This window comes from Brevundimonas kwangchunensis (genome assembly GCF_039523815.1).
Classification (GTDB): domain Bacteria; phylum Pseudomonadota; class Alphaproteobacteria; order Caulobacterales; family Caulobacteraceae; genus Brevundimonas; species Brevundimonas kwangchunensis.
The window spans coordinates 499867-525157 of sequence record NZ_BAAAGA010000001.1 but is presented as its reverse complement, the minus strand read 5'-3'; the positions used below and the strand labels follow the sequence as shown (position 1 = coordinate 525157).

Genomic DNA, 25291 nt, shown 5'->3' with positions numbered 1-25291 from the left:
CTCTCTCATGCCATCGGCGTGACGCGCCAGATCACGTTGCCGACGTCGTCCGCCACCAGCAATGCGCCCCGCCCGTCGAACTGGACGCCGACCGGCCGGCCCATCGCCTGATCATCGGCATTGAGGAAGCCGGTCAGGATATCCTCGGGCATGCCGGCAGGCGTCCCGTTCAGGAAGGGCACGAAGGCGACGCGATAGCCGTTGCGCGGCTTGCGGTTCCACGACCCGTGCTGACCGATGAAGGCCCCGCCGCGATACCGCTCCGCAAACAGGCCGCCCTCGCCGAAGGTCAGGCCCAGCGAGGCGGTATGGGCGCCCAGCGCATAGTCGGGCTTCAGTGCGCGAGCGACGCGATCGGGATTGGCTGGCTCGACCCGCTCATCGACGATCTGACCGTAATAGCTCCACGGCCATCCGTAGAAGCCGCCGGGCGTCACCGAGGTCATGTAGTCCGGCACCAGATCGTTGCCGAGTTCGTCACGTTCGTTGACCGCGACCCATAGCTTGCCGCTGTCCGGCTGCCACGCCATGCCGACGGGATTGCGCAGGCCGGACGCGAAGATGCGCCGCGCGCCCGTCGCCGGATCGATCTCCAGCACGGCGGCGCGTTCCTGTTCCTCCTCCATGCCGTGTTCGGCGATGTTCGAGTTGGACCCGACACCGACGTAGAGACGCGAGCCGTCCGCGCTGGCGACGAGACTCTTGGTCCAGTGGTGATTTCGCCCGGCCGGCAGGTCGGCGACCTTGCGCGGGGCGGCGATAATGCGTGTCTCGCCGGTCCGGTAGGGGAAGGCGACCATGGCGTCGGCGTTGGCGACGTAGAGGGTCTCACCGACCAGAACCATGCCGAACGGGGAGGTCAGGCCTTCCAGAAAGGCGGTGCGGACCTCGGCCACGCCGTCGCCGTCGGCGTCGCGCAGCAAGGTGATGCGGTTGGCGCTGGGCGCTCGCGCTCCGGCTTTCTTCATCACCAGTCCGGCCGCCCAGTCGCGGAAGCCGCGGCGCTGGCGCTCCGGGCGCGGCGGAGCGTTGGTTTCGGCGACGAGGATGTCGCCGTTCGGAAGTCGATAGAGCCAGCGCGGATGGTCCAGATCGCGTGCGAAAGCGGCGACCTGGAACCCGGGCGCGGGTGTAGGCATCCGGCCTTCGGGCCAGCCGACGGCCTCGGCGACATTCACGGTCGGCAAGAGGGTCTGGCTCGGCGCCGGCAGGGTGGGGTTCGGCCCATAGCCCAGCATCGGGTCGGTTCGGGAATCCGTGCCGCAGGACGCGATCAGAAGGGCGGCAGCGGAGACGGCGAGCAGGGCGGGGTGGCGCATGGCGGTCCTCAGCGAGGCGGCAGGGCGGGAAACTCGAGGCGGCTCACATCATATCCCAGAGCGCGGGCGCGCTCCGTCAGGCGATCGCGTTGGGCCGGGGTCGGAACCTCGCGCGTGTAGATGAACAGCCGCTCGAAGGTCGGGTCGGCCGAGATGAACCAGGTGTAGGCCTCGTCGTGGTCCAGCACCCAGTAGTCCCATGTCACGAAACCGGCGAGGTAGCGCACCCTCAGCTTGGCGTTCGTCCCGGGATCGAGGATTTCACCGCGCCCCCCGATGGCTTTCTCGCGGCCGCCCGGCTGGCCCTGCTCGCAGGTGTCGCGGACATCGACGCGGGTAGGCGAGACCAGCACATAGTTCGAGGCGCCCGCCACACAGCCGTCGGTCAGGCGATCCGGCAGGCGGGCGACCTCGATCCAGCGTCCGGACCAGAGGCGTTCCGCATCGACCGCCCGCGCCGGTTGCGGCGCCCGGTACTCGTCCGGTGACGGCGCGGTGACGCAGGCGGTCAGGCTCAAGGCGGCGAGGGTGACGGCGATCGGGCGAAGGGGCATGGCGCACTCCTGTGACGGCTCAACCCGATACGAGTTCGCGGGGCGGCCGGATGCGACGGAAACGCGCCTCGATGAAGGAGAAGGCGCCGAAGGCGATGAAACCGAGCGCGGCGGCGCCGAGCAGCCAGGGGCCGGCGACCTGACGGTCCAGCGCGTCGAGCGCGCCACCGAACCCGGTGACCTCGGACGGCTCGGCATGCAGGCCGGCCGCGATGACCAGCGCCGAAAGGGGCAACCACGCCAGCCCGCGCGCCATGTAACCGATGCGGGCCAGGGGCGCGACGCGCCTGCACAGGTCGACCGAGCACGACAGATACTGGGTGAAGTCCTCGCGCCACGCCCGCACGATGTTGGCGACGCCCACCCCAAGAATGCACAGGCCGATCCCGATCAGCAGCCAGTTGCCGAATGGCAGGGAAAGAACCCGGGCAGCCTGTTCCGTACCCGTGCGCGCTTCCTCTGTGACCGGGTCGGCCGGCGTGTGGATGAGAAGGGCGAAGGCGCTGATCGCGAGGAAGGCGTAGCCGAGCCCGCTGAACCCCTGGCTGATGCGGGTGTTCATCCCCTGCCACGATCGGCCCTCGTTGTCGGCGTCCATGATCGATTGCATCAGCCGCCATGCCACGAAGGCGGTCAGGCCCAATCCTAGCAGCAGCAACCAGGCTCGGCCCAGCGGCTGCAGGCCCAGCCAGGCCATGGCGCCGCGCGTGCCGACCGCGCCCTCCACCAGATCGGCGCTCGACAACAGGATGATCAGGCCGGCTGACAGGTAGACGAAGCCCCTGGCTCCATACCCGACGCGGGCAGCGATCTCGACGCCGTCGCGCACCGCGTTGCTCCGTCGCCGGCGACCGGGACGGGGGATGCGATTGATCAGACGGGCGAGGCGGGCGTGCACGTCCATCGAACACTCCTGACGGAATATGGCTCCGCTGGACGGGTCATGGACTTGAGGTGCGGCAGGACGACACATATCTGCGGGACCCTTGGGAGGGCGCGCATGCAGCCGGCTGTCGTTATCGAAGGTCTGACGAAGACCTACAAATCGGGGCTGCAGGCCCTGAAACCCGTCGATCTGACCATCGGCAAGGGCGAGATCTTCGCCCTGCTGGGGCCGAACGGCGCGGGCAAGACCACGATGATCTCGATCATCTGCGGCATAGTCGTGCCGACCAGCGGCACGGTCACGGCCGACGGGCACGACATCAAACGCGACTATCGCAAGGCGCGGCAGGCGATCGGCCTGGTGCCGCAGGAGCTGACGACCGACGCCTTCGAGACCGTCATGGCGACGGTGACGCTGAGCCGCGGCCTGTTCGGCAAGGCGCCGAACCCGGCCTACATCGAACAGATCCTTCGCGACCTCAGCCTGTGGGACAAGAAGGACGCCAAGATCATGACCCTGTCCGGCGGGATGAAACGTCGGGTCATGATCGCAAAGGCCCTGAGCCACGAACCCGACATCCTGTTCCTCGACGAGCCGACGGCCGGCGTGGACGTGGAACTGCGCAAGGACATGTGGGCGATGGTCCGCCGTCTGCGCGAGCGTGGCGTCACCATCATCCTGACCACCCACTACATCGAGGAGGCCGAGGAGATGGCCGATCGGGTGGGCGTGATCCTGAAAGGGCAACTGATCCTCGTTGAGGACAAGACCACCCTGATGAAGAAGCTGGGCAAGAAGACCCTGACCCTTCAGCTGCAGGAAACCCTGACTGCCGTGCCGCCCGAACTCGCCGACTGGAAGGTTGAGCTGAAGAACGAGGGGCACGAGCTGGAATACGTCTTCGACGCCAATGCCGACGACACCGGCGTGCCGGGCCTGCTGCGCCGGCTTGAGGCGACGGGCGTCGGCTTCAAGGACCTGTCGACCAAGCAGAGCTCGCTCGAGGATATCTTCGTGGACCTCGTCCATCAATCGAAGACGGAGGTCGCGTAATGGCGTTCAACGGTTATGGCGTCTGGGCCATCTATCGCTTCGAAATGGCCCGCGCCCTGCGCACCCTGTGGCAATCGATCATCACGCCGGTGGTGACGACAGCCCTGTATTTCGTCGTTTTCGGCTCCGCCATCGGCAGTCGGATGACCGAAGTGTCCGATGTGCCCTACGGCCTGTTCATTGTGCCGGGGCTGGTCATGCTGAGCCTGTTCACCAACTCGATCTTCAATGGCAGCTTCGGCATCTATTTCCCGAAATTCACCGGGACGATCTACGAGCTCCTGTCCGCGCCGATCAGCCCGTTCGAGACGGTGCTGGGTTATGTCGGGGCTGCGGCGACCAAGTCGGTGATCCTCGGCCTCATCATCCTCGCCACCGCGGCCCTGTTCGTGCCGTTGCAGATCCTGCACCCGTTCTGGATGCTCGCCTTCCTGATCCTGATCTCGGCGACCTTCAGCCTGTTCGGCTTCATCATCGGCGTCTGGGCGCAGAGCTTCGAGCAGCTCAACTTCATCCCCATGCTGATCGTGACGCCCCTGACCTTCCTCGGCGGCGCCTTCTATTCGATCGACATGCTGCCGGCCGGCTGGCGGGTGGTCAGCCTGTTCAATCCGGTGGTCTATCTGATCTCGGGATTCCGCTGGGCCTTCTTCGGCGTGGGCGACGTTTCGATCATGGTCAGCCTCGGCGCGACGCTGGGCTTCTTCCTCGCCTGCCTCGCCGTCGTCTGGTGGATGTTCCGCACCGGATACCGACTGAAGAACTGATCGTCACGAAACCGGCCATTTCGGTCGCCACCTTCGCCTTCAGTATGCGTTGACGAAACGCGCTGACGGCGCGGGAGCGGGCTCTATGAACGACAAGACGGACAACTCCCTGAACGGTCAGCCGCAGCCTTTCCGGCGCGCGGTGCAATGGGGGCGTCCGCCGGCGACCACCTTCCGCGCGGGGCCTTTGCCCAAGGGCGAAAGGCTGCCGCCGTTGCCCGAGCCGCCGAAACCGGCTCCCCGTCCGGCGGGTCCGGGCATCTTCAGCGGCTCGATGATTCCGCGCGCCCGTCCGGCGGGGCCTGCCGCTGCAAAGCTCCCCGCTGCGGCGCCGGTCGAGACCCCGCAGCCGACCCCGGCGCGGGCGGCCGATCCCGGTCCTCCACCAGCGGCCGACACGACCGTGCGCCCCCTGCCCGAAGCCGCCCCAGCGAAGGTGGAGCCTAGGCCTGCGCCGGTCGCGCCGCCGACGCCGAAACCGGCTCCGCGGCCCGCGCCGGTGGTCGAGCGCCCTGTCGAACCTGTCGCCGCCGCACCGTCGGAGTCCGTCGCGCCGACGGTCAGCCCGGTGCTCGCCGCCGCGACTGCGCGCCGGAAGTCTTCCGGTCGCATGCCTCTGTATCTGGGCGGAGCCGCCGCTGTGGTGGCCGTCGCCGCCATCGGCCTCTGGGCGCTGAACCGCCCGGCTCCTGTCGCCGAGCCCGCCTCGCCTCCGGTGGCCGCTGTGCCGGAAGCGCCGGTCGCAGCCGCGCCCGCGCCTGAAGCTCCGCCCGCGCCGGCGCCTGTGAGCGCGGCGGTGCCGCCGGCGTCCTCGCCAGCCCCGTCACCAGCGCGCCCGGCCGCTGCGGAGAGCCGTCCCGCGCCGGCGGCCCAGGCGTCGGCCACGCCGCGGCCTCAGCCCGCCGCACCGGCGATCACGCCGGCGCCGCTGGTCGAGATCGCGCCGGCTCCGGTTCAGCAGCCTGCGCCTGAACCCGCCAGCCCGCCGCCGACCGCAGCCGAGCGCCCGGCCGCCGATCCGGACGCGCCGATCCGCACCCGTCCGCAGCCGCTGGAACAGGACTGACTATTTGACGGTGACGTAGCCGCGCTCGACCATGCGGCGCAGGCCGTCATAGACCTCGACCAGTTCGTCGAATGCGGTTCGCGCCGCCGTCAGCCGGGCGATCTGGTCGGGCGTGGAGGGCGCGCCTGACTCCGACTGGCGGAGACCTTCGGCGACCCATTTGGCGCGGGCGGTCGCCGTCATGACCGCCAGCCGCTGAAAATTGGCCGTCGTCAGGGCGGGCAGCATCTGACCCACGACCTCGCGGTTGGAAACGAAGGCCGCGTAGTCGATCTGCTCCAGCAGGCCGCGCAGCCGGCGCTGCTCCTGAGGATCGATGTCCTGTGGTTCGAAATGGTCCCGCTGGCGGCGGTACGTTCCGGTCTGAATGCTCGACATGTCCCGGCTCCCACCGTGAAGACACAGAGCGTGCGCCGCGTCGATTAACGGGGGGTTGCGAGGACGCGCCGGCCGGTGTGTGTTCGTCGCAGACACAGGGAGCCCCGCTATGGCCGGCAAGGTGCGCGTCAGTTGCTATGCGGTTTCGGCGGACGGCTTCGGCGCTGGCCCGGACCAAAGTCTCGAGAACCCGCTGGGCGTGGGTGGAGAGCAACTGCACAAGTGGTTCTTCCCGACGAAAACCTTTCAGGGGCTGTACGGCGACGGGAAAGGCAGCGCGGGCGTCGATAACGACTTCGCCGCACGCGGCATGGCCGGCATCGGCGCATGGATCCTCGGTCGCAACATGTTCGCGCACAGCCGCGGCGACTGGGTCGCTGACGGCTGGCGGGGGTGGTGGGGCGAGGAACCGCCCTATCGGAGCGAGGTCTTCATCCTGACCCACTATCCGCGACCCTCGTTCGAAATGAAGGGCGGCACCGTCTTCCACTTCGTCACCGAGGGAATCGAGGTCGCCCTGGAGCGGGCTCGCAAGGCCGCGGGCGATCTGGACATTCGTATCGGCGGCGGGGCTGAAACAATTCGCCGGTATCTGCAGGCCGGGTTGATCGACGAACTCCACATCGCCGTGTCGCCGGTCCTGCTGGGCCGTGGCGAACCGTTCTGGGACGGCCTCGATCTGCCCGCGCTCGGCTATGGCATCGTCGAGAGTACGGCGGGCGAGGGCGCCACCCACCTCCGTATCGCGCGCAACAAGAAAGAGGTTTCGTAGATGGCCCTGCTTCTCTGGTCCCACCCCTACGCCGGCTATGGCCAGAAGACCTCGGTGGCCCTGTACGAGCTGGGCCTGCCGTTCGAACTGAAGTTGGTCGACGGATCGCCGGAGGTCATGCCCGGTTTCATGGCCGTGTCGCCCTTCGGCAAGATGCCGGCGCTGGTCGATACGGACGCCGGGCGGACGGTGATCGAGTCCAGCATCGTGATCGAATACCTCGACCGGCTGGCAGGCGGCGGGAAGCTGATCCCCGCCGACCCCGAGCAGGCGCTGGAAGTCCGGTTCATGGACCGTATCCTTGACACCTATGTCGGCGGGCCGATGAACCGCATCGTGTTCAACCGGCTCGGCCGCGCGGGTGAACCGCATGCCGGCGCGATCGCCAACGATGAGCGCGAACTGGCGACGGCCTGGGACATGCTGGAGGCCCGGCTGTCGGATGGCCGCACCTGGGCGGCGAGCGACAGCTTCAGCCTTGCGGACTGTGGTGCGGCGCCGCTGATGACCTATGCCCGGCGGCTGGTTCCTTTCGGAGATCGCCCGACCCTGCGGGCGTATCACGCTCGCCTGATGGCCCGGCCGTCGTTCGTGAAGGCTCTGGAGGACGCAGCGCCGTTCGGAAACCTGATGCCGGCGCCTCTGCCCGAGGACTAGGAGCGCGGCTGCAGCACCATCAGGGTGGAGGTTCCGTGGGCCAACAGACGGCCGTCCTGATCCTTGATAGTCGATTCCGCCGTGATGATCTGGCGACCGGCGTTGATCACCCGGCCCTCGCAGCGGACCAGACCGGTGTCCGACCGGATCGGCCTGTTGAAGTTCGCCTGGGTCGAGACGGTGGTGTAGCCGACGCCGGCCGGCAGGGTCGTGTGCGCCGCGCAGCCCGTGGCGCTGTCGATCAGGGTCAGGGCCCAGCCGCCGTGAACCGTGCCTTGCGGGTTCAGGATGTCGGCGGCGGTCCGGCCCTCGAACACCACCAGCCCCTCTGACACCTCGACCAGATCGAAATGCAGGGTGTGGCTGATGCTGGCGGGCGGCAGCTTGCCGGCCATGACGGCCTGCATGAGCTCGAGGCCGGACAGGCTGGTCATGGCTTCGGCGGTGGTCCTGGGGAGGTCGGTCATGGCGCCACAGTGGGGACGCGGGCTACTTCGCGCAACCACGCGGCGGATCGCCGCGCCGCCTTGGCCGGAGCCATCGCGCGACGTAGCTGTTCATCCAGTAATGAAGGAGAGCGCCATGCCGCTTCTGATGTGCCCGAACGACAATGCCGCCATGCAGACGCTGGAGCGCGGCGGCGTCCAGTTCGACATGTGCCCGTCCTGCCGGGGCGTCTGGCTGGATCGCGGCGAACTCGAAAAGCTGATGGAGGCCGCTACGGCCGAGGGGCGCGCCGCCGCACCCATCGCCGCCCCGGCTCCCGCGCCGCAACCCCAGCCGTCCTATCCGCCGCAACAGCCTGCGCCGCAGGCCTGGGGCCAGCGCCCGGACGACCGCTACCGCGATGAGCGATACCGTGACGACCGCTATCGCCACGATGACCACCGCTACAAAAAGAAGAAGCGGATGGACATCTTCGACATCTTCGACTGACGACTGTCAGCCTGATCTAGGCGGCCAGTCCGGCTGCCTTCATCAGGCCCTTGAGCGGGCCCAGCGCCTCGGGTTGGGCCGCCAGCGCGGCGCGCGCGTCCGGCATGCGGAACAGGCGCAATGCCTCGGCCTTGGCCCTTTCGGCGACTGGCCCCAACGGAGCCGTCTCGCCTGCGGCGAGGCGGAGCAGGGCCGACAGCTTCTGGGGTACCGGAGCAGGTGAACGCAGGAGGGCCGCGATGGCTTTGCCCTCTGTCTCGACCGATCCGCCTACCACGCCGAACGCGTTGCCGATATCTTCCTCGTCGCGCTCCGACAGGCCGCAGGCCCGGATCGCACGCTGCATGTTGGCCAGCAGCGCCAGCTTGTGCAGCGCCGCCTGGGCCTGCGGCTCGCGCATCTCGGTCTCGAATCGCAGCGAGGTGATGCAGGCCGACAGCCAGCGGGCCGCCGAGCGCTTGTTGGCGACGCCGGTCACGTTCTCGCAGAGGCGCGTCAGAGCTTCCGCCTCGCACTGCACGGACTCGCAGGGCTTCACATAGGCGGCCACGAAATCGGCGGTGACGAGGGCCTTCGACCTCTCGTTGAACGCGGTCTGCACCTCCTCGAGGGTCAGAAGGCGGCCTGCCGTTGCGGTCAGGGTCATGGCCAGCGCCCGCAGAATGTCGATCTCGCCCGCCGCGTCGGCGGGGCGCAACCGCCGGGGGCTCATCAGCTCACGCAACACCATCCGGGCGAGGGCGGCGGACAGCAACGGGAACTCTCCGGCCTCGAGCCTCGCTCCCAGCCTTGCGGCCGGTCCGTCGACGACCGGGATCAAAAGCGACATGCGGGTGTCCTGCGCCACCAGCAGATCGACTTCCCGCGGAGCGACCATGCGCACCACGGCCGCCAGAGAGGCCCCCTGATCGAGAGAGGGGCCAAGGACCTCGGCGAGGCTGGTCCGGGTTCCCAGCATCTCGCACAGCAGTTGTTCAATGGGGACCATGACCATCGCGCGAGGGGCCCCGTCCATCGGGGCCCGGTCGGCCATATCCATCAGCTTGTCGAGCCGGGCCCGATTGCCCCGGATGCCTTTGAGCGCGCCGACGATGATGCCGGCCATGATGAATCCTCGTTCCGCCTGGCCACTCAGGCGATGGGCCAGATCGGCGAGGGAGTGGTTTTCGAGGCTGGGGAAACGACCCTTGCGGCCGGCGGTGACCAGTCGTTCGATCGTCTGTTCCGACAGCTTTTGATAGTGCCGGACCAGGTCATGCACCGGCTGTCCGACGGCCTGACTTTCGGGCACCGCGACCTTCTGGATGGCATGCTGCAACTCGACGCCTGACGCATCCAGCCGTTCGGCCAGATCCGGACGGTGCAGCAGCTCGAAGGTCGTGACTCCCTGACGCTGCAGCCAGTCTTCCAGCACCCGGCCCATCAACTCGCGGGCCATCGGGGTGTAAAGGTCTTGCGGGCCGCCGCAGCGGGGGCCGGCCTCATCCTCGGGCACCAGGCGCTTGCGCTTCACCTCCGGCGCGCCCTTGGTCAGGACGGTGACGCTGTTGAACTCCATCGTGTCCGGATCGAGCGTCTCCTTGGTGACCCGCACGGCGGCGGCGCGGTCGTCGCGCAGCAGGTCCTCGGCCGTTTCGATCGCGTGTGCGCGATCCTCGGTCGCCATCTGCAGGGCCCAGGGCGCCGGCGCGGTCTTCCGGATGTAGACTTCGTAGTGGACAGGGCCGGCCATGGAACGCTCGCGGAAACAGCCTCCCATGATCGCTGTCAGACTTTAAGGTCCGGTTTCATTGCGAACTAAGGCCGGCGTCGCCATCTTTTCCGCCGCAATCTCACCGCGATGGCGTAGAACGGTTACGCTTGCTGCGCGTTGAGCGTGCGCACGAAGAGTCTGCAAGGAGAGCCCCTTGGCCAACATCACCCTGGTCGACGACGACGAGAACATCGTCGCTTCCGTTTCGCTGGCGCTGGAGAGCCATGGGCACAAGGTCACCGCCTATCACGACGGCGCCGCCGGTCTGGAGGCGCTGGAGACCTCGCCGCCGGATCTCGCGATCCTGGACGTGAAGATGCCCCGCATGGATGGGATGGAGGTCCTGCGCCGCCTGCGCCAGACCTCGAGCATCCCGGTCATCATGCTGACCTCGAAGGACGAGGAGATCGACGAGATCCTCGGCTTCAACCTCGGCGCCGACGACTACATCCACAAACCCTTCAGCCAGCGTCTGCTGATCGAGCGGGTGAAGGCGTTGCTGCGCCGTTCCGGCATCGACGGCGGCGAGCCGGAAGTTTCGGCCGAAGGCGGCAACAAGGCCATCAAGCGCGGCAAGCTGACCATGGACCCGGCCCGCCACGAGAGCATGTGGGACGGCAAGCCGGTCAAGCTGACGGTCACCGAGTTCCTGCTGCTGCAGGCGCTGGCCCAGCGTCCCGGTTTCGTGAAGAGCCGCGACAACCTGATGGACGCCGCCTACGACGATCAGGTCTATGTCGATGACCGCACCATCGACAGCCATGTGAAGCGCATGCGCAAGAAGTTCCGGGTCGTCGATCCCGAGTTCGACGCGATCGAGACCCTGTATGGCGTCGGATACCGCTACCGCGAGAGCTGAGACATCCGCTGCGGCGGAGGATGACCGCCCGCGCCGCCCCCGGCGGTTCGGGGGCTCTCGGCTGGGCGGTCTCATCCTTGCGCTAAACCTGCTCAGCCTGCTCATTCTGTTCGTCGGCGCGCTTGCCCTGAACGAATGGACGCGCGGGCTGATCGAGGCGCGTCAGGAGACGCTGAAGGCCCAAGGCGAGATTCTCGTGAAGGTGCTGGGCGACCAAGGCATCACCCAGGGCGAGCCCCAGCCGATGCTCGATACCCTGCGGGCCAGCTCGCTGCTGGTCGACACCTTCATTCCGACCGGGCAGCGCGCACGCCTCTATGACATCGACGGCCTGCCGGTCGCCGACAGCTATCAGGTGACCGAGGCGATCCCCGGTCAGCCCCTGCCGCCTGCAAGACCCGCGGGTACGCCCGAGGCGCCCGTCGATCCTGCGCGCGAGAAAAAGGCCGGCCTTCGTCTCGAACGCGCCCGGGCCGAACTGGCCCGCGAGGTCGAGGGCGCGCTGGACGGCCAGCCCCAAGCCGGGGTTCGCATTTCCGAGAACGGCGACCGGGTCGTCTCGGTGTCGATCCCCGTCCGTCACGTCGAGCAGGTGCTCGGCGTTCTGACGCTGGAAGCCGGCGACGTGGACGAGACCATCGCCCAGCAGCGCGCCGCCCTGATGCCCTTCGCGCTCGTGGCGCTGGGCGTGTCACTTCTCACCGCCCTGCTGCTGCACCTGTTCGTGGCCCGCCCCGTCATGCGCCTGTCGGCCGCCGCGGATGAGGTCCGCCTGCAGCGTGCCCGCGCCATTTCTCTCCCGGACCTCGAAGGCCGCAAGGACGAGATCGGCGACCTCGCCCGCTCGCTGGAGACGATGACCGAGACCCTGTCGGCCCGGATGGACGCCATCGAGGCCTTCGCCGCCGACGTCAGTCACGAGATCAAGAACCCGCTGACCTCGATCCGTTCGGCGCTTGAGACCCTGCCGCTGGTCAAGACCGAGGCGCAGCGCGAAAAACTGACCACCTTGCTGCAGCAGGACGTACGTCGGCTCGATCGCCTGATCACCGACATCTCCAACGCATCACGTCTGGACGCGGAGCTGAACCGCGACCGCCCGCGGGTGATCGCGCTTTCGACCCTGCTGTCGGACATCGTTTCGGTCTACGACGCCGGCCGCAAGCCGGGCGAGGCCCATGTGATCTTCGCGCCTGCGGCTTCCGAGGCCGTCTCCGTGATGGGGCGCGATGGGCCCTTGGGGCAGGTGTTCCGCAACCTGATCGACAATGCCCGCTCCTTCAGTCCCGCGGACGGCGAGGTTCGGGTGATCCTGAAGCGCGACGATCTGGACTTCCAGAGGCCGATCCATGTGACCGTTGAGGACTCCGGCCCCGGCATCCCGCCGGAGAACCTGGAGACGGTGTTCGAGCGCTTCTACACATCGCGTCCGCGCGGCACGGCCTTCGGCAACAACTCCGGTCTGGGCCTGTCCATCGTCCGCCAGATCGTCGAGGCGCATAACGGCCGGGTCCAGGCGTACAATCGCACCGATGATCAGGGGCGCGTGATCGGCGCCCGCTTCGAGGTCTCCCTGCCCGCCGCGCCGCAGGCCCGCCGCGCGTGAGTCGGCAGCCGGTCCACGCCACGGCCGTCGCCCGGCACACACGCTCCGGCTGGCGTGCGGTTCTGCTGACCGGGGCCTCCGGCGCCGGAAAAAGCGATCTGGCCCTGCGCCTGATCGGGTCCGGCTGGCGGCTGGTCGGCGACGACTATGTCCACGTCTTCGCCTCGGGCGAGGCGCTCTACGCCGCGCCTACAGAGCGGATCGCCGGCCGGATCGAGGTCAGAGGCGTGGGAATCGTGTCACGCCCCGTTGTCGCTCCGGTGCGCGTTGTGCTGGCCGTCGCACTGGCCCAGGAGCCGCCGGAACGCCTTCCGGAGCCCGAATTCCGGACGTTTGACGGCGTCAGCCTGCCCCTGCTCAGGCTCGATCCTCGCGAAACCTCGGCGGGTGAAAAGGTCGCGGCGGCGTTGGCCGCGCTTTAACCGGACGCGGAGTTGGGCTATTCCGCGCGGCTTGCGGTCTGTTCAGAACGACCGGGACGCTGGGGCGCGAGTTGGTGAAGCCTTCATGATCGGGCTGGTTATCGTCACCCACGGGGGACTGGCCTCGGAATTTCTGGCGGCCATGGAGCATGTGGTCGGACCCCAGCGCGGGGTCGCGGCCATCTGCATCGGCCCCGAGGACGACATGGAGCGCCGCCGGCGCGACATCGTCGACGCCGCGCGCGCGGTGGACGACGGCGATGGCGTCATCCTGCTGACCGACATGTTCGGCGGAACGCCATCGAATCTCGCCATCTCGGTCATGGAAGAGACCCACGCCGAGGTGATCGCTGGCCTGAACCTGCCCATGCTGATCAAGCTGGCCAGCGTGCGCGTTCGCGAACCGCTGGAGACCTGCGTGGCCCATGCCCAGGACGCCGGCCGCAAATACATCTCGGTGGCCAGCTGGGTGCTGCAGGGCGAGAAATGACCACGGCGACCGCTACGGCCAACATCTGCAACACCCGCGGCCTGCACGCCCGGGCCAGCGCCAAATTCGTCAAGCTGGCCTCCAGCTATGACGCCGAGATCCAGGTCACCCGCGACGGCGTCACGGTGAACGCCCTGTCGATCATGGGCCTTCTGATGCTCGGCGCCGGCAACGGCTGCTCGATCGACATCGCCGCCGAGGGCCCGGACGCCCAGACCGCCATCGACGCCCTGCTGGACCTGGTCGATCGCAAGTTCGACGAGGGCGAGTAACTCACTCCTCGCGAAGCTTCGGCGCCAGACGCGCGCCGACGTGATCGACGCCGCGCTGCTCCGCAATCTCGATCTGTCGCGCCCGTTCGCGTGATCCGGCCTTCTGGGTCTCCGTGCGCGTGTCGTGGCAGCGCTCGCAGCAGACCCCCTCGACGTAATGCGGCGAGGTCCGGCCCTGGGCGCTGACCGGCATCCGGCACCCCCGGCACAGGCTATGATCGCCCTGCGTCAGGCCGTGACCGACCGCGACCCGCTCGTCGAAGACGAAACACTCGCCATCCCACAGGCTCTCGGCCTCCGGCACGGTCTCCAGATACTTCAGGATGCCGCCCTGCAGGTGATGGACGTCCGCGACGCCCTCGGCCTTCAGGAAGGCCGTCGCCTTCTCGCAGCGGATGCCGCCGGTGCAGAACATGGCCACCTTCGGCGGGTTCGGCCGCTCCAGCAGGGCCCGGCCCTCGGTGCGGAACCAGTCGGGGAAGTCGCGGAAGGTGCGGGTGTTCGGCGACACGGCGCCCCTGAAGGTGCCGACATCGACTTCGTAATCGTTGCGGGTGTCGATCACGACCGTGTCCGGGTCGGAGATCAGGGCATTCCATTTGGCCGGGGTGACATAGGTCCCGACGTCTCGCGACGGGTCCACGCCCGGCTCGCCCATGGTGACGATCTCGGCTTTCAGCCGCACCTTCATCCGGTGGAAGGGTTGGGCCTGCGCCTCCGAGAACTTGACCTCGATTTCCGCGAAGCCGGGCAGGACGCAGATGCCGGCCAGCACTCTGTCGATGGCCTCCGGTGGCCCGGCGATCGTGCCGTTCAGCCCTTCGTGCGCCACAAGCAGGATGCCGCGCACATCCGGCTCGCACAAAGCCTTCAGCTTCGCCTGCACGGCCTCGCGATCCGCGATTTGCGCGAAGCGGTAGAGGGCGGCGATGCGGAAGGGCGCGGAGGGCATGGGCGCGAGATAGCCCTCTCCGGCGAAATCAGAAAGTCGTCTCGTGTAGTGATCCAGCGAAGCCGATCCGTCATATCCGGCATGAGGCGAGGCGGATACCACCATCCGTCGCGCCGGGGCGGTCATTTCCGAACCTGCAAAGGCTCCGGGTCTGGCCGCCCTCAAACCCGCCGAAACCCGTTGACACCACCCGTGGCGCGCTCGTATGTCGCGCGCTCGCCTGCACCCGAAAAACGGGGCCGTAGCTCAGTTGGTAGAGCGCGTCGTTCGCAATGACGAGGTCAGGGGTTCGACTCCCCTCGGCTCCACCAGGCGTTTCCCTTCTCAGTTCGTTACGCTGCCCCGCGGTCGCACCGTGGCGGAAACCTTGGCGTTTCGTCGCGGGCGTCGCTAGAAGCGGAACCGAACACCCCGGCAAGGAGCTATCGCGGGCATGGCGGCGATCATCGGCTTTATCTTCTTCGTTCTGCACGCGCTGCTGAACCTGCTGCGTCTGGCCATCATCGTCAGCGCCATCCTGAGCTGGCTGTTCGCCTTCGACGTCATCAACTACCGCAACCGTTTCGTCGCCAGCCTGGCCGAGGCGCTGGACCGGATTACCGGCCCGGTGCTGGCGCCCTTCCGTCGGATCATCCCGACTCTGGGCGGCATCGACATCACGCCGATCATCGTGCTGATCCTGATCACCGGCGTCATGAACTACCTGCTGCCGGCGTCGCAGGCGGCCCTGCTGAGCCTGCTGGTCGCTTACTAAGGTCGAAGATGCGGACGCGCCACGCCGGACAGGAATGCGAAATCCTTTCCGGCCTGACGCTTGCACCATACGGGGACCGTCCTAAGGTGCCCGCCCACAGGGCCCCCGCGCCCGGCAGCTAACCGGACTCCATGAGCACGATCAGAACAGTCGCCATTGTCGGCGCCGGCCAGATGGGCGCCGGCATCGCCCAGACGGTGGCTTCGGGCGGCTATGACGTCCTGCTGTTCGACGCCGCCGGCGATCGTGTGCCGCAGGCGCTGGGCGCCATCGCCGCCAGCCTTGCGCGTCAGGTTTCGCGCGATCTGATGGACCAGTCGGCGGCCGACGCCGCGCTGAAGCGCATCCGGCAGGCCGGGTCTCTGGCCGAGGCCGCCAAGGCCGATCTGGTCATCGAGGCGGCCGTCGAGGACGAGACGACCAAGAAGTCGATCTTCCTCGAACTGACCCCGCTGCTGGGGCCGTCGACCCTGCTGGCCTCCAACACCTCGTCGATCTCGATCACCCGTCTCGCCTCGGCGACGGACCGGCCTGAGCGGTTCATCGGCCTGCACTTCATGAAGCCGGCGCCGGTTATGAAGCTGGTGGAGATCATCCGCGGCATAGCCACCTCGGCCGAGACCTACGAAACCGCCGTCGCCTTCGCCGAGTCGCTGGGCAAGACCACGACCAATGCCGAGGATTTCCCTGCCTTCATCGTCAACCGCATCCTGGTGCCGATGATCAACGAGGCGATCTACACCCTGTACGAGGGCGTCGGGAACGTCTCGTCGATCGACAAGGCGCTGAAGCTGGGCGCCAACCATCCGATGGGCCCGCTGGAGCTGGCCGACTTCATGGGGCTCGACGTCGTTCTGGCCATCATGAACGTCCTCTACGAAGGTCTGGCGGACAGCAAATACCGGCCCTGTCCGCTGCTGGTGAAATACGTCGAGGCCGGCTGGCTGGGTCGCAAGTCGGGCCGCGGCTTCTATGACTATTCCGGCGCCGAACCGGTGCCGACGCGATGATTCCCAAACTCGAACGTCCCGAAGACTTCCCCGGCCAGCAGCGCGTGGCGTGGAAGCGCGAGCCCCAGCACACGGCGCTGGCCGCGCTGGCGGGCGTTTTCTGGCCGCCGCTGGTCATCACCCTGCTGATCTGGCCGCCGCAGAACTGGATGCCGGGCATCGAGATGGACTGGCGGCTCATGCTGCTGCTGATCGGCGTCTTCGCCGTGCCGGGCGGCTTCTGGTTGCTGGCGCGCGAGCGTCGCCAGACAGGGCGACCGGCGACGCGTCTGGGCGTGGTCTGGCGCTTCATGTTTTATGGCGGCCTGCTGGCCGTGGCCCTGGCCGCCATCTTCGCCCTTGTTCAGGTCATCGGTCAGTGGCTGAGCGCCGCCAATCTTGGCGAGGGCATCGGCGCCACGGAGACGACCCTGCTGATCTTCGGCGTCGGCGGCCTTCCGTTCGCGGTGGTGATCGGCGTGGCCTATGCGCTCTGGGCCGGCCTGTGCGCCGCCTTCATCGCCTTCCGCCCCCAACCCGAGGTGCGGGACCGTCTCGGCGTCATGGGTGACAGAAACGAGGCCTGAGGCTTTCACCAACCTTACGTCGAATTTGTTTGACGTAATGTTTGCCGCCGCCAAGCTGCGCCCGCCTGATGCAGGGGGAGACAGGTCATGGCCGCCGTAGAGATCCAGCCGTCCGTTTTGCCTGCACCGGAGCCGGTCCGACCGAAGGACCGCATCCATAATCTCGACATGCTGCGGGGCTGGGCCATTCTCGGCATCCTCGCGGTCAACGCGATTTCCTTCGCCTGGCCGTTCCAGCTGACGATGGCCGACCTGCCGCCGCCGGGATCGGATACGCAGGCGGATCTGATCGGGCTGTGGATCACGGACGTCTTCTTCGCCGACAAGTTCCGCACTCTTTTCACCATGCTGTTCGGCGTCTCGATCTTTCTGGTCGGCGGCGAGCGGTTCGATGAGCAGCGCGGCCCGTTGCTGACGCGCCGCCTTATGTGGCTGGGACTGTTCGGCATCCTGCACGGCCTGATCTGGTACGGCGATATCCTGCTGCACTATGCCTACTGCGGCCTGCTCATGATGCTGATGCGCTCGTGGAAGCCGAAGCGGCTGCTCTGGGTCGGCGGGGGGATTACCCTGTTGTGGGGCGTCATCGCCGTGCTCGGCTATTGGGCGATGGCGAACATGCCGCCGGAGTTCGAGGCCCAGATGCAGGCCGGCCAGCCGGCTTCGGATCCCGCCGCCATCGCCGCGGCGATCGAACTGTACCGCGCAGGCGGTCTCGCGCCGTTCATCGAAAACGCCAAGGTGCTGGCGACCTTCCAGCTGATGGTCAGCCCGTTCCTGATTCCGATCACCGTGCCGCTGATGATGCTCGGGCTCGGTCTGTTCAAGTCGGGCTATCTGCACGGCAAGGCGCCGCTGTGGACCTATCTGACGGTCGTCGCCATCGGCGGCGCCAATCTGATCGCCTTCGCCGTGCTGCGCTGGCAGGACATCATGGCGGGCGAAGCGGATCCGACGAACGGTCTGGCCGCCGCCGCCGGTGGCATGGCCTTCCTGATCACCCTCTTCTACGCCAGCGTCCTGATCCTGCTGGTCCGGTTTGGCCTGCAGCCGCTAACCGCCTGGCTGGTCCCTGTCGGGCGAATGGCCTTTACCAACTACCTGACCCAGACCCTGATCATGGTGACGCTGTATTACGCGCCATGGGGCCCGACGTGGTTCGGTCAGCATGATCCGGTGCAGATGTGGACAGTGGTCGTCGCCATCTGGGCCGCCCAGCTGATCTGGTCGCCGCTGTGGCTGTCGAGGTTCAGCATGGGGCCGCTGGAGTGGGCGTGGCGCTGCCTGACCTACGGCCGGATGGTGCCCATATCGAGGGGTTAGGTTCGAGGTGGGAGGTTCTGGGGCGGATCTTCCCCTAGTCCCTAGAACCTGAAACCTGGAACCTCTAGAAGCCCGCCATGACCGAAGACGCCGCCTCCCGCCCCGAAGCCCGCGCCCCCCGGGGGTTCGCCGATCGCCGTGGCCGCGATCTCGTGGCCGAGCGCCGCCTGGTCCAGCGCGTGTCCGAGGTCTATGAGCGCTGGGGCTTCGAGCCGCTGGATACCGGCGCGTTCGAGTACGCCGACGCCTTGGGCAAATTCCTGCCGGACGCCGATCGTCCGAACGAGGGGGTCTTCGCCCTGCAGGACGATGACGACCAGTGGATGGCGCTGCGCTACGACCTGACCGCGCCTCTGGCCCGGTTCGCGGCGCAGGGCTGGGAAACCCTGCCCAAGCCGTTCCGCCGCTATGCCTTCGGGCCGGTGTGGCGCAACGAGAAGCCCGGTCCGGGCCGCTTCCGCGAGTTCGTCCAGTGCGACGCCGACACCGTCGGCTCGGACCGGCCCGAGGCCGACGCCGAGATCATCGCCATGGCTTGCGAGGGCCTTCAGGCGGCGGGTCTGGCGGCCGGCCAGGCGGTTATCCGCGTCTCGAACCGCAAGCTGTTCGATGGCCTGTTCGAGGCCGGCGGCGTGACTGATCCGATCCAGAAGCTGACCGCCCTGCGCGCCATCGACAAGTTCGACCGCCTGGGCTGGGAGGGCGTCTCCCTGCTGCTGGGCGAAGGTCGTCTGGATGAGTCCGGCGACTACACCAAGGGCGCCAATGTGCCCAAGGCGGTCGCGGCGACCATCGAGGCCTTCCTCGCTTCGGCCGGCGACGGCGCGCTGTCGCGCGCGGAAACCCTGAACCGGATCGCGCAGGCCGGCGGTCTCGGCGCCACGGGCGAGAGCGCGCTGGAAGAGCTGGCGGCCATCGACCGCGCCCTGACTGCAATGCGGGTGGGCGAGGACGCCGTTCGCTTCGACCCGACCATCGTGCGCGGGCTGGAGTACTACACCGGCGCCGTGTTCGAGGCGGAGCTGCTGCTCGAGACTATCGACGAAAAGGGCCGTGCGGTCCGCTTCGGCTCGATCGGTGGCGGCGGTCGCTATGACGATCTGGTCGCCCGCTTCACCGGCGAGCGTCTGCCGGCGACCGGCTTCTCGTTCGGCGTCTCGCGTCTGGCCTCGGCCCTGCGTGCGGCCGGCCGCGGAGACGAGGATGCGGTGCGAGGCCCGGTCGTGGTCATCGTCTTCTCGCAGGACGACATGCAGCACTATCTCGACGCCGTGTCCGAGCTCCGCAATGCAGGTATCGCCGCAGAGCTGTATCTGGGTCGGGCGGGCATGAAGGCGCAGATGAAATATGCCGACCGTCGTGGCGCGCCGGCCGCTGTCATTCTGGGCGGAGACGAGATCGCCGCCGGTCAGGTGACGATCAAGGATCTCGACGCCGGGCGCGCCTTGGCCGCTGGCATCACCGACAATGAGGCGTGGAAGGCCGAGCGGCCAGGCCAGCGGGTCGCCCCTCGCGCTGAACTGGTGGCCACGGTTCGAGCCATCGTCGACGCGGCGCGCACAGCTTCGTGAGTTATCGCTGATAACAAAGGAAATTTCCCTTCTGTCGTCAGGGTCTTGATTGACTTGCGCGGCGATTTGTCGTCTTTCTGACGCACTCGGGAAGCGCAGCGTTTCGGCGCAGCGGCATCCTGGAGGCGTTTCGGGGAGGAAACGTCCGCTCCTCAGAGAGCGAAAGAAAGCCCGCCGCGATGTATCCCCCGCGGCGGGCTTTTTTGCGTCTGGAAGCCAGCACCGTGCCGCTCGGCAAGAGGCAGAACAAAAAAGGCCGGAGCGGTGCTCCGGCCTTTCGTCTTCATACGGTCGATCCGCTTACCAGATGCGGACGCGATCTTCCGGACGCAGATAGTACCGGCTGCCGGGCTGGACATCGAAGGCGTCGTACCAGGCGTCGACGTTGCGCACCGGACCGATCACGCGGAACTCGGCCGGGCTGTGCGAGTCGGTGGCGATCTGGTTGATCAGCGCGTCCTCGCGGTATTTCGACTGCCAGACCTGCGCCCAGCCGAAGAAGAAGCGCTGGTCGCCGGTCGTGCCGTCCAGAACCGGCGCCGGGCGGCCGCCCAGCGACAGGTGATAGGCTTCCAGACCCACGGCCACGCCGGCGGCGTCGCCGATGTTCTCGCCCATGGTCAGCAGCGGCTGGATCGGGTGACCCGGCAGCGGCTCGAACTGGCCGTACTGTTCGCCCAGACGCGAGGTCAGGGCGTCGAAGGCGGCCCGGTCCTGCGGCGTCCACCAGCTGCGCAGCACGCCATCGCCGTCGGACTTGGAGCCCTGGTCGTCGAAGCCGTGGCCGATCTCGTGGCCGATCACGCCGCCGATGCCCCCGTAGTTCACGGCCGGATCCGCGTTCGGATCGAAGAAGGGCGGCTGCAGGATGGCGGCCGGGAAGACGATCTCGTTGTTGGACGAGTTGTAATAGGCGTTCACGGTCTGCGGGGTCATGCCCCACTCGTCCTTGTCCACCGGGCTGTTCAGGCGAGCCAGCTGGTAGTTCCACTGGAACAGGCCGGCGCGCTCGGCATTGCCGAACAGGTCGTCAGCCCGGACTTCCAGCGCCGAGTAGTCGCGCCATTTGTCCGGATAGCCGATCTTGACGGTGAACTTGTCGAGCTTCTCCTGGGCGGCCGCCTGGGTCGCGGCGCTCATCCAGGTGTAGTTGCGGATGCGGTTGCCGAGCGCGATGCGCAGGTTGGCGACCAGTTCTTCCATCTTGGCCTTGGACTCGGCCGGGAAGTACTCGGTGACGTACTGGCGGCCAACGGCCTCGCCCAGCATGCCCTCGGCGAAGCTGATGCCCCGCTTGTCGCGCGGACGCTGCATCGGCTGGCCGTTCAGGTCGCGCGAGCGGAACTCCCACTGGGCGTCCGAGAAGCGGCGCGACAGGCGCGGCGCGGCGTCGTCGGTCGTGTGGAAGGCCTGCCAGGCCTGGATCGTCGCCATCGGGGTTTCGGCGTAGATCTCGGCGATCTTCGGCAGGGCGGTGTCCTGACGCACGATCAGGCGCGGCACTTCACCGACGCCGATGGCGCTGTAGTAGTCCTGCCACGGGAAGCCGGGGGCCTCCGAGGCCAGACGGGCGATGGTGTACTCGTTGTAGGTCTCGTCGCGGTTGCGGCTCTGGGCGAGGGTCCAGTGCGCCTCGGCGATGCGGGTCTCGAACGCCACGATGTCGGCGGCGGCCTGTTCCGGATTGTCCCAGCCGATCATGCCCAGCAGGCGCGCGACGTAGGCTTGGTACAGGACCTTCTTCTCGGCGTGACGGGCGTCCAGATAGAAGTCGCGGTTCGGCAGGCCGAGGCCCGACTGGCTGGTCGAGACGACGTAACGGGTGGGCGCCTTCTGGTCGATCGTGATGCCGGTGCCGAAGATCGAGCCGCCGATGCGGCCTTGGGTCTCGCCCATGTAGACAGCGGCCTTGTCATGGGTGTCGGCGGCGCGGATCGCGGCCAGATAGGGCTGCAGCGGCTGGGCGTCCAGTTGCTCGATGCGGGCCTCATCCATGTAGGAACGATAGGCGTCGGCGATCTTCTGCTCGTCCGAACCCTGCGTCAGGTCGGTGCGCGCCACGAGGGCGTCGATCATGACCTTCACGCGGTTGTCGGACAGCTCGCGCAGCAGGTTGAACGAGCCGTAGGAGGTGCGGTCCGACGGAATCTGCAGATTGTCGACGGCCGTGCCGTTGGCGTAGCGGAAGAAATTGTCGCCCGGGTTCACCGAGGTGTCGCGACCGTTCAGGTCGAAGCCCCAGGTTCCGTAGCGGGGCGCCTCGGTGCCCTGCCAGCCGGTCACCACGCCCGCGCCCTGCGCCGGCGTCTGGAATAGTTCGAACACGGTGCACGCCTCGTCGATGCAGGCGTGGTCGTCACCGGCGGCCCAGGCCAGCGGATCGGGATGGGCGAGGGCGGCGGACGGCAGGAGCATCGCGCCGAAGGCGGCGCCGACAAGCAACTTCTTCATGGAGTATTTTCCGGACTTCTCTTCACCTGACGGAAGGGTCGGCCGGGACCCTACGCCCGGTGCTCCGGGTGTCGCCTGAAATTTTTGTCATGAATCGACGGAAACCCCTGTGGCCCGGCGTTTCAGCCTGTAGGCTGAACCGATTGGGGGGACGGATGGCGACTCACGGCGGTTCGGCGGGAGAGTACAAGGACCTGGTGGTCTTTCTGGCCGCCGCAGGGGTCGTGGTCCCGCTTTTCAATCGTCTGAAGATCAGTCCGGTTCTGGGCTTTCTCGCGGCAGGCGTGCTGCTGGGGCCGGACGGTCTGGCGCGGCTGTCCGGCGCCGTTCCCTGGCTGAACTGGCTGACCATCTCGGACGCGGGCCAGATCCGCCTTCTGTCCGAGCTGGGCGTCGCCTTCCTGCTGTTCATGATCGGGCTCGAGCTGTCTTGGGAACGACTGAAGGCCATGCGGCGGCTGGTCTTCGGTTTGGGCCTGACCCAGGTCGCGGTCTGCACCGTCGGCCTCGCGGCCATGTTCATGCTGATGGGCCAGACGCTGGTGTCGGCCGCTGTGCTGGGCATGGGGCTGGCCCTGTCCTCGACCGCAGTCGTGATGCCGGTCATGGCCGAGCGCGGACGGATGGGCGGCGCGACGGGGCGCTCGACCTTCTCCATACTGCTGGCCCAGGATCTGGCCGTCGCGCCGATCCTGATCACGGTCACGGTTCTGGCGGCCACGGCGCTTCAGACGGCCACACCCGCCGGCGAGTTCGATCCGGCCGTGCTGCGCCCGGCCCTGCTGACCCTGATCCCGGCGGCGATCGGGCTGGCCCTGATCGTCATCCTCGGCCGCCTTGTGCTGCGCCCCATGTTCCGGTCGGTGGCCCGCGCGCGCAGCAGGGGGCAGGGGCAGGAACTGTTCGTCGCCGCCAGCCTGCTGGTGGTCGTCGGCGCCGGTCTGGCGGCCCAGATCGCCGGCCTGTCCATGAGCCTCGGCGCACTGGTCGCCGGACTGCTGCTGGCCGAGACGGAGTTCCGGCGAGAGGTCGAGGTCTCGATCGAACCGTTCAAGGGGCTGCTGCTGGGCGTCTTCTTCGTCGGCGTCGGCATCGGGCTGGATCTGGACGTTGTGGCCTCCGATCCGGCGCGCGTGTTCGGCCTCGCCTTCGGCCTGACGGCGCTCAAGGCCGTCCTGATCTATGGCGCGGCCCGGCTGTGGGGGGTGAAGAACAGGACCGCGATCGAGACGGCTCTGGTGCTCGGACCCGCAGGGGAGTTCGCCTTCGTCATCCTCGCCGCCGGGGCAGTGGAGGGCATCGTCAGCCCCGACTTCTCGCGCACGGTCATGATCGCGGCGACCATCAGCATGTTCACCGTTCCCCTGATGGCCATGCTGGCGCAGCGCCTGGTGAACAAGGTGGCGAAGGAGCAGCCGGACCTGGTCCCGGAAGCGCTGGTTCCGACCCCGGAAGACGGCCAGGTGCTGATCGTCGGCTTCGGTCGGGTCGGCCGGCTGGTCGGCGAGATGCTGCTGGAGCACCAGCAGCCCTTTATGGCGCTGGACGCCAACGCTTCGACGGTCGCCAAGGGGCGGGCCGAGGGCTCAAACGTGTTCTACGGCGACGCGGCTCGTTCCGAGATGCTCGAGAAATGCGCCATCGACCGGGTCCGGGCCGTGGTCGTGACCATGGACGCGCCTACCAAGGTTGACGAGGTGGTCGAGGCGGTCCGGAAGATGCGCCCCGATGTCATCCTGATCGCGCGCGCGCGGGACTCGAAACACGCCGAACGCCTGTACCGTCTTGGCGTCACCGATGCGGTGCCCGAGACCACCGAGGCCAGTCTTCAGTTGGCCGAGAACACCCTGGTCGATCTGGGCATCCCGATGGGTTTGGTGCTGGCGTCGGTGCACGAAAAGCGGGACCAGTTCCGCAAGGTGTTCCAGGCCGCCATGCCCGAGGGGGACACGTCCCGCGCGCCCCGCGCGCTGCGCTCAACCCTGCGGCGGTAGTCCGCGACAATCTTCCACAGAACGCGGTGCATTAACCGCTCGCGTGGCGCTGCTGTTAATCTGTACACCCCAATTTGGTCATCGTTGCATGGTCAGACCCCGGCTTCGCCGCGAACAGGGGCTGCCGTGCGGCGTTCCCCGGCGATCCGTCACCTTCGCGCTCCGGCGCATCCTCTCCCCGCCGGCGGGCCCGCCCGCCGAACAGTCGAGTAAACCTTCTTCATGCGTGATCTGGCTCTGAGTTCCGCCCGGAACCCTTCGGATTCCGAGTCCGAAGCTCCCCGTCTCAACCGTCGTCAGGCCGCCAAGGTCCGGACCCGGCAGAAGGTTCTCGACGCCGCCCGGACCCTCTTCGCCGAGCGCGGCTACGAACCGGCCACCATCCGTGACATCGCCAAGGGCGCCGGAATGTCGACGGGCGCGGTCTTCGCCAACTTCCAGGACAAGGCCGAGCTGTTCGAAGCCGTCCTGACCGAGGACATGGCGCGCCTCGCCGAGGTCGTGAAGGCTGCTTCGGCGAACGAGAGCACCCTGCGCGGCCGCCTGCTGGCCGCCCTGACCGCCGGCTACCATGAATCGCTGGATCAACTGCCGCTGGTGCAGGCCATCGTCGCCCGCTCGTGGTTCCAGCCGCAGGCCGCCGAGGTTCGCTTCCGCACCGCGCTGAAGCCGCTGGTTTCGGTGGTCGTCGACACCGTCCAGTCCGGCGTCCGTGATGGTGAACTCCGTCAGGACGCCGACGTCCGCCTGCTGTCGGATCTGATCTACGGCGCCTGGCTGTCGAACTTCCGCCACGCCGCCTACGACGGCTGGGGCATGGAGCAGCTGGACGCCCAGATCGGCAAGCAGATCGACCTGATCCTCGCCGGCGCGCTGTCGC

General features: G+C 67.7%; 26 protein-coding genes and 1 tRNA gene. 19 read left to right on the top strand and 8 right to left on the bottom strand.

What is annotated here, in order from left to right:
- Positions 1 to 5: 5 nt before the first annotated feature.
- From ABDZ95_RS02505 to ABDZ95_RS02495, 3 genes are read right to left on the bottom strand one after another with little or no spacing between them, the layout of a single operon-like run.
- Positions 6 to 1319, bottom strand: coding sequence for a PQQ-dependent sugar dehydrogenase (locus tag ABDZ95_RS02505; protein WP_343789864.1), 1314 nt, complete (start codon positions 1317 to 1319; stop codon positions 6 to 8).
- A gap of 8 nt (positions 1320 to 1327) precedes the next feature.
- On the bottom strand, positions 1328 to 1873 hold the full coding sequence (locus ABDZ95_RS02500; RefSeq protein WP_343789861.1) for a lipocalin family protein: 546 nt from the start codon (positions 1871 to 1873) through the stop codon (positions 1328 to 1330).
- A gap of 19 nt (positions 1874 to 1892) precedes the next feature.
- Entirely contained in the window at positions 1893 to 2777 is an 885-nt protein-coding gene (locus ABDZ95_RS02495) for a DUF1206 domain-containing protein (RefSeq protein ID WP_343789858.1), read from the bottom strand.
- 96 nt (positions 2778 to 2873) lie between these two features.
- On the opposite strand from ABDZ95_RS02495, the gene ABDZ95_RS02490 reads away from it, so the two are divergent.
- From ABDZ95_RS02490 to ABDZ95_RS02480, 3 genes are all read left to right on the top strand, one after another.
- Positions 2874 to 3812, top strand: a complete 939-nt coding sequence (locus tag ABDZ95_RS02490; RefSeq protein WP_343789855.1) for an ABC transporter ATP-binding protein — start codon at positions 2874 to 2876, stop codon at positions 3810 to 3812.
- Positions 3812 to 4579: an ABC transporter permease gene (locus tag ABDZ95_RS02485; protein WP_343789852.1), complete on the top strand. Its 768-nt coding sequence runs from the start codon at positions 3812 to 3814 to the stop codon at positions 4577 to 4579. Before ABDZ95_RS02490 ends, ABDZ95_RS02485 begins: the two co-directional genes overlap by 1 nt.
- An 85-nt stretch (positions 4580 to 4664) precedes the next feature.
- Complete coding sequence (locus ABDZ95_RS02480) at positions 4665 to 5645, top strand: hypothetical protein (RefSeq protein ID WP_343789849.1); 981 nt, start codon at positions 4665 to 4667, stop codon at positions 5643 to 5645.
- On the opposite strand, the gene ABDZ95_RS02475 is transcribed toward ABDZ95_RS02480, so the two are convergent.
- The gene (locus ABDZ95_RS02475) at positions 5646 to 6023 is read right to left on the bottom strand and encodes a hypothetical protein (RefSeq protein WP_343789846.1); all 378 of its coding nucleotides are present in this window, start codon (positions 6021 to 6023) and stop codon (positions 5646 to 5648) included.
- A gap of 109 nt (positions 6024 to 6132) precedes the next feature.
- Here ABDZ95_RS02475 and ABDZ95_RS02470 point away from each other — a divergent pair, with 109 nt between their 5' ends.
- Together ABDZ95_RS02470 and ABDZ95_RS02465 are read left to right on the top strand one after the other, a co-directional pair.
- On the top strand, positions 6133 to 6795 hold the full coding sequence (locus ABDZ95_RS02470) for a dihydrofolate reductase family protein (RefSeq protein WP_343789843.1): 663 nt from the start codon (positions 6133 to 6135) through the stop codon (positions 6793 to 6795).
- Entirely contained in the window at positions 6796 to 7452 is a 657-nt protein-coding gene (locus ABDZ95_RS02465; RefSeq protein WP_343789840.1) for a glutathione S-transferase family protein, read from the top strand.
- On the opposite strand, the gene ABDZ95_RS02460 is transcribed toward ABDZ95_RS02465, so the two are convergent.
- Positions 7449 to 7919 (bottom strand): PaaI family thioesterase, encoded by a 471-nt coding sequence (locus ABDZ95_RS02460; RefSeq protein WP_343789837.1) that lies wholly within the window; start codon positions 7917 to 7919, stop codon positions 7449 to 7451. The two genes, ABDZ95_RS02465 and ABDZ95_RS02460, sit on opposite strands and share 4 nt — an antisense overlap.
- A 115-nt stretch (positions 7920 to 8034) precedes the next feature.
- Between ABDZ95_RS02460 and ABDZ95_RS02455 the strand changes: the two genes are divergently transcribed.
- Positions 8035 to 8388, top strand: coding sequence for a TFIIB-type zinc ribbon-containing protein (locus ABDZ95_RS02455; protein ID WP_343789834.1), 354 nt, complete (start codon positions 8035 to 8037; stop codon positions 8386 to 8388).
- 16 nt (positions 8389 to 8404) lie between these two features.
- On the opposite strand, the gene ABDZ95_RS02450 is transcribed toward ABDZ95_RS02455, so the two are convergent.
- Entirely contained in the window at positions 8405 to 10120 is a 1716-nt protein-coding gene (locus ABDZ95_RS02450) for a hypothetical protein (RefSeq protein WP_343789831.1), read from the bottom strand.
- A 175-nt stretch (positions 10121 to 10295) separates the two neighbouring features.
- On the opposite strand from ABDZ95_RS02450, the gene ABDZ95_RS02445 reads away from it, so the two are divergent.
- From ABDZ95_RS02445 to ABDZ95_RS02425, 5 genes are all read left to right on the top strand, one after another.
- Positions 10296 to 11000 carry a two-component response regulator ChvI gene (locus tag ABDZ95_RS02445; RefSeq protein WP_343789828.1) on the top strand — a complete coding sequence of 235 codons (705 nt, stop codon included), beginning with the start codon at positions 10296 to 10298 and terminating at the stop codon, positions 10998 to 11000.
- Positions 10969 to 12606: a two-component sensor histidine kinase ChvG gene (locus ABDZ95_RS02440; RefSeq protein WP_343789825.1), complete on the top strand. Its 1638-nt coding sequence runs from the start codon at positions 10969 to 10971 to the stop codon at positions 12604 to 12606. Before ABDZ95_RS02445 ends, ABDZ95_RS02440 begins: the two co-directional genes overlap by 32 nt.
- Positions 12603 to 13028: an HPr kinase/phosphorylase gene (locus ABDZ95_RS02435; RefSeq protein ID WP_343789822.1), complete on the top strand. Its 426-nt coding sequence runs from the start codon at positions 12603 to 12605 to the stop codon at positions 13026 to 13028. Before ABDZ95_RS02440 ends, ABDZ95_RS02435 begins: the two co-directional genes overlap by 4 nt.
- An 85-nt stretch (positions 13029 to 13113) precedes the next feature.
- Positions 13114 to 13518 carry a PTS sugar transporter subunit IIA gene (locus tag ABDZ95_RS02430; RefSeq protein ID WP_343789819.1) on the top strand — a complete coding sequence of 135 codons (405 nt, stop codon included), beginning with the start codon at positions 13114 to 13116 and terminating at the stop codon, positions 13516 to 13518.
- Positions 13515 to 13790: an HPr family phosphocarrier protein gene (locus ABDZ95_RS02425; RefSeq protein WP_343789814.1), complete on the top strand. Its 276-nt coding sequence runs from the start codon at positions 13515 to 13517 to the stop codon at positions 13788 to 13790. Before ABDZ95_RS02430 ends, ABDZ95_RS02425 begins: the two co-directional genes overlap by 4 nt.
- 1 nt (position 13791) lies before the next feature.
- Here the strand turns inward: ABDZ95_RS02425 and trhO are convergent, their stop codons facing one another.
- Positions 13792 to 14742, bottom strand: coding sequence for an oxygen-dependent tRNA uridine(34) hydroxylase TrhO (gene trhO, locus ABDZ95_RS02420; RefSeq protein WP_343789810.1), 951 nt, complete (start codon positions 14740 to 14742; stop codon positions 13792 to 13794).
- Positions 14743 to 14977: 235 nt separating this feature from the next.
- Between trhO and ABDZ95_RS02415 the strand changes: the two genes are divergently transcribed.
- The 6 genes from ABDZ95_RS02415 (at position 14978) to hisS (ending at position 19966) form a co-directional block, all read left to right on the top strand.
- A tRNA-Ala gene (locus ABDZ95_RS02415) sits at positions 14978 to 15053 on the top strand.
- A gap of 122 nt (positions 15054 to 15175) precedes the next feature.
- Positions 15176 to 15496 (top strand): YggT family protein, encoded by a 321-nt coding sequence (locus ABDZ95_RS02410; RefSeq protein WP_343789807.1) that lies wholly within the window; start codon positions 15176 to 15178, stop codon positions 15494 to 15496.
- A gap of 131 nt (positions 15497 to 15627) precedes the next feature.
- Positions 15628 to 16506: a 3-hydroxybutyryl-CoA dehydrogenase gene (locus tag ABDZ95_RS02405; RefSeq protein WP_343789804.1), complete on the top strand. Its 879-nt coding sequence runs from the start codon at positions 15628 to 15630 to the stop codon at positions 16504 to 16506.
- Complete coding sequence (locus tag ABDZ95_RS02400; RefSeq protein WP_343789800.1) at positions 16503 to 17072, top strand: phthalate transporter; 570 nt, start codon at positions 16503 to 16505, stop codon at positions 17070 to 17072. The genes ABDZ95_RS02405 and ABDZ95_RS02400 overlap by 4 nt, the downstream gene beginning before the upstream one ends.
- Positions 17073 to 17159: 87 nt before the next feature.
- Positions 17160 to 18395, top strand: coding sequence for a DUF418 domain-containing protein (locus ABDZ95_RS02395; protein ID WP_343789797.1), 1236 nt, complete (start codon positions 17160 to 17162; stop codon positions 18393 to 18395).
- A gap of 77 nt (positions 18396 to 18472) precedes the next feature.
- Complete coding sequence (gene hisS, locus ABDZ95_RS02390; protein WP_343789794.1) at positions 18473 to 19966, top strand: histidine--tRNA ligase; 1494 nt, start codon at positions 18473 to 18475, stop codon at positions 19964 to 19966.
- A 300-nt stretch (positions 19967 to 20266) separates the two neighbouring features.
- On the opposite strand, the gene ABDZ95_RS02385 is transcribed toward hisS, so the two are convergent.
- On the bottom strand, positions 20267 to 22417 hold the full coding sequence (locus tag ABDZ95_RS02385; protein WP_343789791.1) for a M13 family metallopeptidase: 2151 nt from the start codon (positions 22415 to 22417) through the stop codon (positions 20267 to 20269).
- 155 nt (positions 22418 to 22572) lie between these two features.
- Between ABDZ95_RS02385 and ABDZ95_RS02380 the strand changes: the two genes are divergently transcribed.
- The gene (locus ABDZ95_RS02380) at positions 22573 to 24411 is read left to right on the top strand and encodes a cation:proton antiporter domain-containing protein (protein WP_343789788.1); all 1839 of its coding nucleotides are present in this window, start codon (positions 22573 to 22575) and stop codon (positions 24409 to 24411) included.
- Positions 24412 to 24633: 222 nt separating this feature from the next.
- On the top strand, positions 24634 to 25291 hold a 658-nt coding region (locus ABDZ95_RS02375; RefSeq protein WP_343789785.1), incomplete at its 3' end, for a TetR/AcrR family transcriptional regulator.

What these genes read in the sequence shown, in the direction of transcription:
- ABDZ95_RS02505 (WP_343789864.1), bottom strand. Translation starts at nt 1,319, where the DNA reads ATGCGCCACCCCGCCCTGCTCGCCGTCTCCGCTGCCGCCCTTCTGATC.
- ABDZ95_RS02500 (WP_343789861.1), bottom strand. Translation starts at nt 1,873, where the DNA reads ATGCCCCTTCGCCCGATCGCCGTCACCCTCGCCGCCTTGAGCCTGACC.
- ABDZ95_RS02495 (WP_343789858.1), bottom strand. Translation starts at nt 2,777, where the DNA reads ATGGACGTGCACGCCCGCCTCGCCCGTCTGATCAATCGCATCCCCCGT.
- ABDZ95_RS02490 (WP_343789855.1), top strand. Translation starts at nt 2,874, where the DNA reads ATGCAGCCGGCTGTCGTTATCGAAGGTCTGACGAAGACCTACAAATCG.
- ABDZ95_RS02485 (WP_343789852.1), top strand. Translation starts at nt 3,812, where the DNA reads ATGGCGTTCAACGGTTATGGCGTCTGGGCCATCTATCGCTTCGAAATG.
- ABDZ95_RS02480 (WP_343789849.1), top strand. Translation starts at nt 4,665, where the DNA reads ATGAACGACAAGACGGACAACTCCCTGAACGGTCAGCCGCAGCCTTTC.
- ABDZ95_RS02475 (WP_343789846.1), bottom strand. Translation starts at nt 6,023, where the DNA reads ATGTCGAGCATTCAGACCGGAACGTACCGCCGCCAGCGGGACCATTTC.
- ABDZ95_RS02470 (WP_343789843.1), top strand. Translation starts at nt 6,133, where the DNA reads ATGGCCGGCAAGGTGCGCGTCAGTTGCTATGCGGTTTCGGCGGACGGC.
- ABDZ95_RS02465 (WP_343789840.1), top strand. Translation starts at nt 6,796, where the DNA reads ATGGCCCTGCTTCTCTGGTCCCACCCCTACGCCGGCTATGGCCAGAAG.
- ABDZ95_RS02460 (WP_343789837.1), bottom strand. Translation starts at nt 7,919, where the DNA reads ATGACCGACCTCCCCAGGACCACCGCCGAAGCCATGACCAGCCTGTCC.
- ABDZ95_RS02455 (WP_343789834.1), top strand. Translation starts at nt 8,035, where the DNA reads ATGCCGCTTCTGATGTGCCCGAACGACAATGCCGCCATGCAGACGCTG.
- ABDZ95_RS02450 (WP_343789831.1), bottom strand. Translation starts at nt 10,120, where the DNA reads ATGGCCGGCCCTGTCCACTACGAAGTCTACATCCGGAAGACCGCGCCG.
- ABDZ95_RS02440 (WP_343789825.1), top strand. Translation starts at nt 10,969, where the DNA reads ATGGCGTCGGATACCGCTACCGCGAGAGCTGAGACATCCGCTGCGGCG.
- ABDZ95_RS02430 (WP_343789819.1), top strand. Translation starts at nt 13,114, where the DNA reads ATGATCGGGCTGGTTATCGTCACCCACGGGGGACTGGCCTCGGAATTT.
- ABDZ95_RS02425 (WP_343789814.1), top strand. Translation starts at nt 13,515, where the DNA reads ATGACCACGGCGACCGCTACGGCCAACATCTGCAACACCCGCGGCCTG.
- trhO (WP_343789810.1), bottom strand. Translation starts at nt 14,742, where the DNA reads ATGCCCTCCGCGCCCTTCCGCATCGCCGCCCTCTACCGCTTCGCGCAA.
- ABDZ95_RS02410 (WP_343789807.1), top strand. Translation starts at nt 15,176, where the DNA reads ATGGCGGCGATCATCGGCTTTATCTTCTTCGTTCTGCACGCGCTGCTG.
- ABDZ95_RS02405 (WP_343789804.1), top strand. Translation starts at nt 15,628, where the DNA reads ATGAGCACGATCAGAACAGTCGCCATTGTCGGCGCCGGCCAGATGGGC.
- ABDZ95_RS02400 (WP_343789800.1), top strand. Translation starts at nt 16,503, where the DNA reads ATGATTCCCAAACTCGAACGTCCCGAAGACTTCCCCGGCCAGCAGCGC.
- ABDZ95_RS02395 (WP_343789797.1), top strand. Translation starts at nt 17,160, where the DNA reads ATGGCCGCCGTAGAGATCCAGCCGTCCGTTTTGCCTGCACCGGAGCCG.
- hisS (WP_343789794.1), top strand. Translation starts at nt 18,473, where the DNA reads ATGACCGAAGACGCCGCCTCCCGCCCCGAAGCCCGCGCCCCCCGGGGG.
- ABDZ95_RS02385 (WP_343789791.1), bottom strand. Translation starts at nt 22,417, where the DNA reads ATGAAGAAGTTGCTTGTCGGCGCCGCCTTCGGCGCGATGCTCCTGCCG.
- ABDZ95_RS02380 (WP_343789788.1), top strand. Translation starts at nt 22,573, where the DNA reads ATGGCGACTCACGGCGGTTCGGCGGGAGAGTACAAGGACCTGGTGGTC.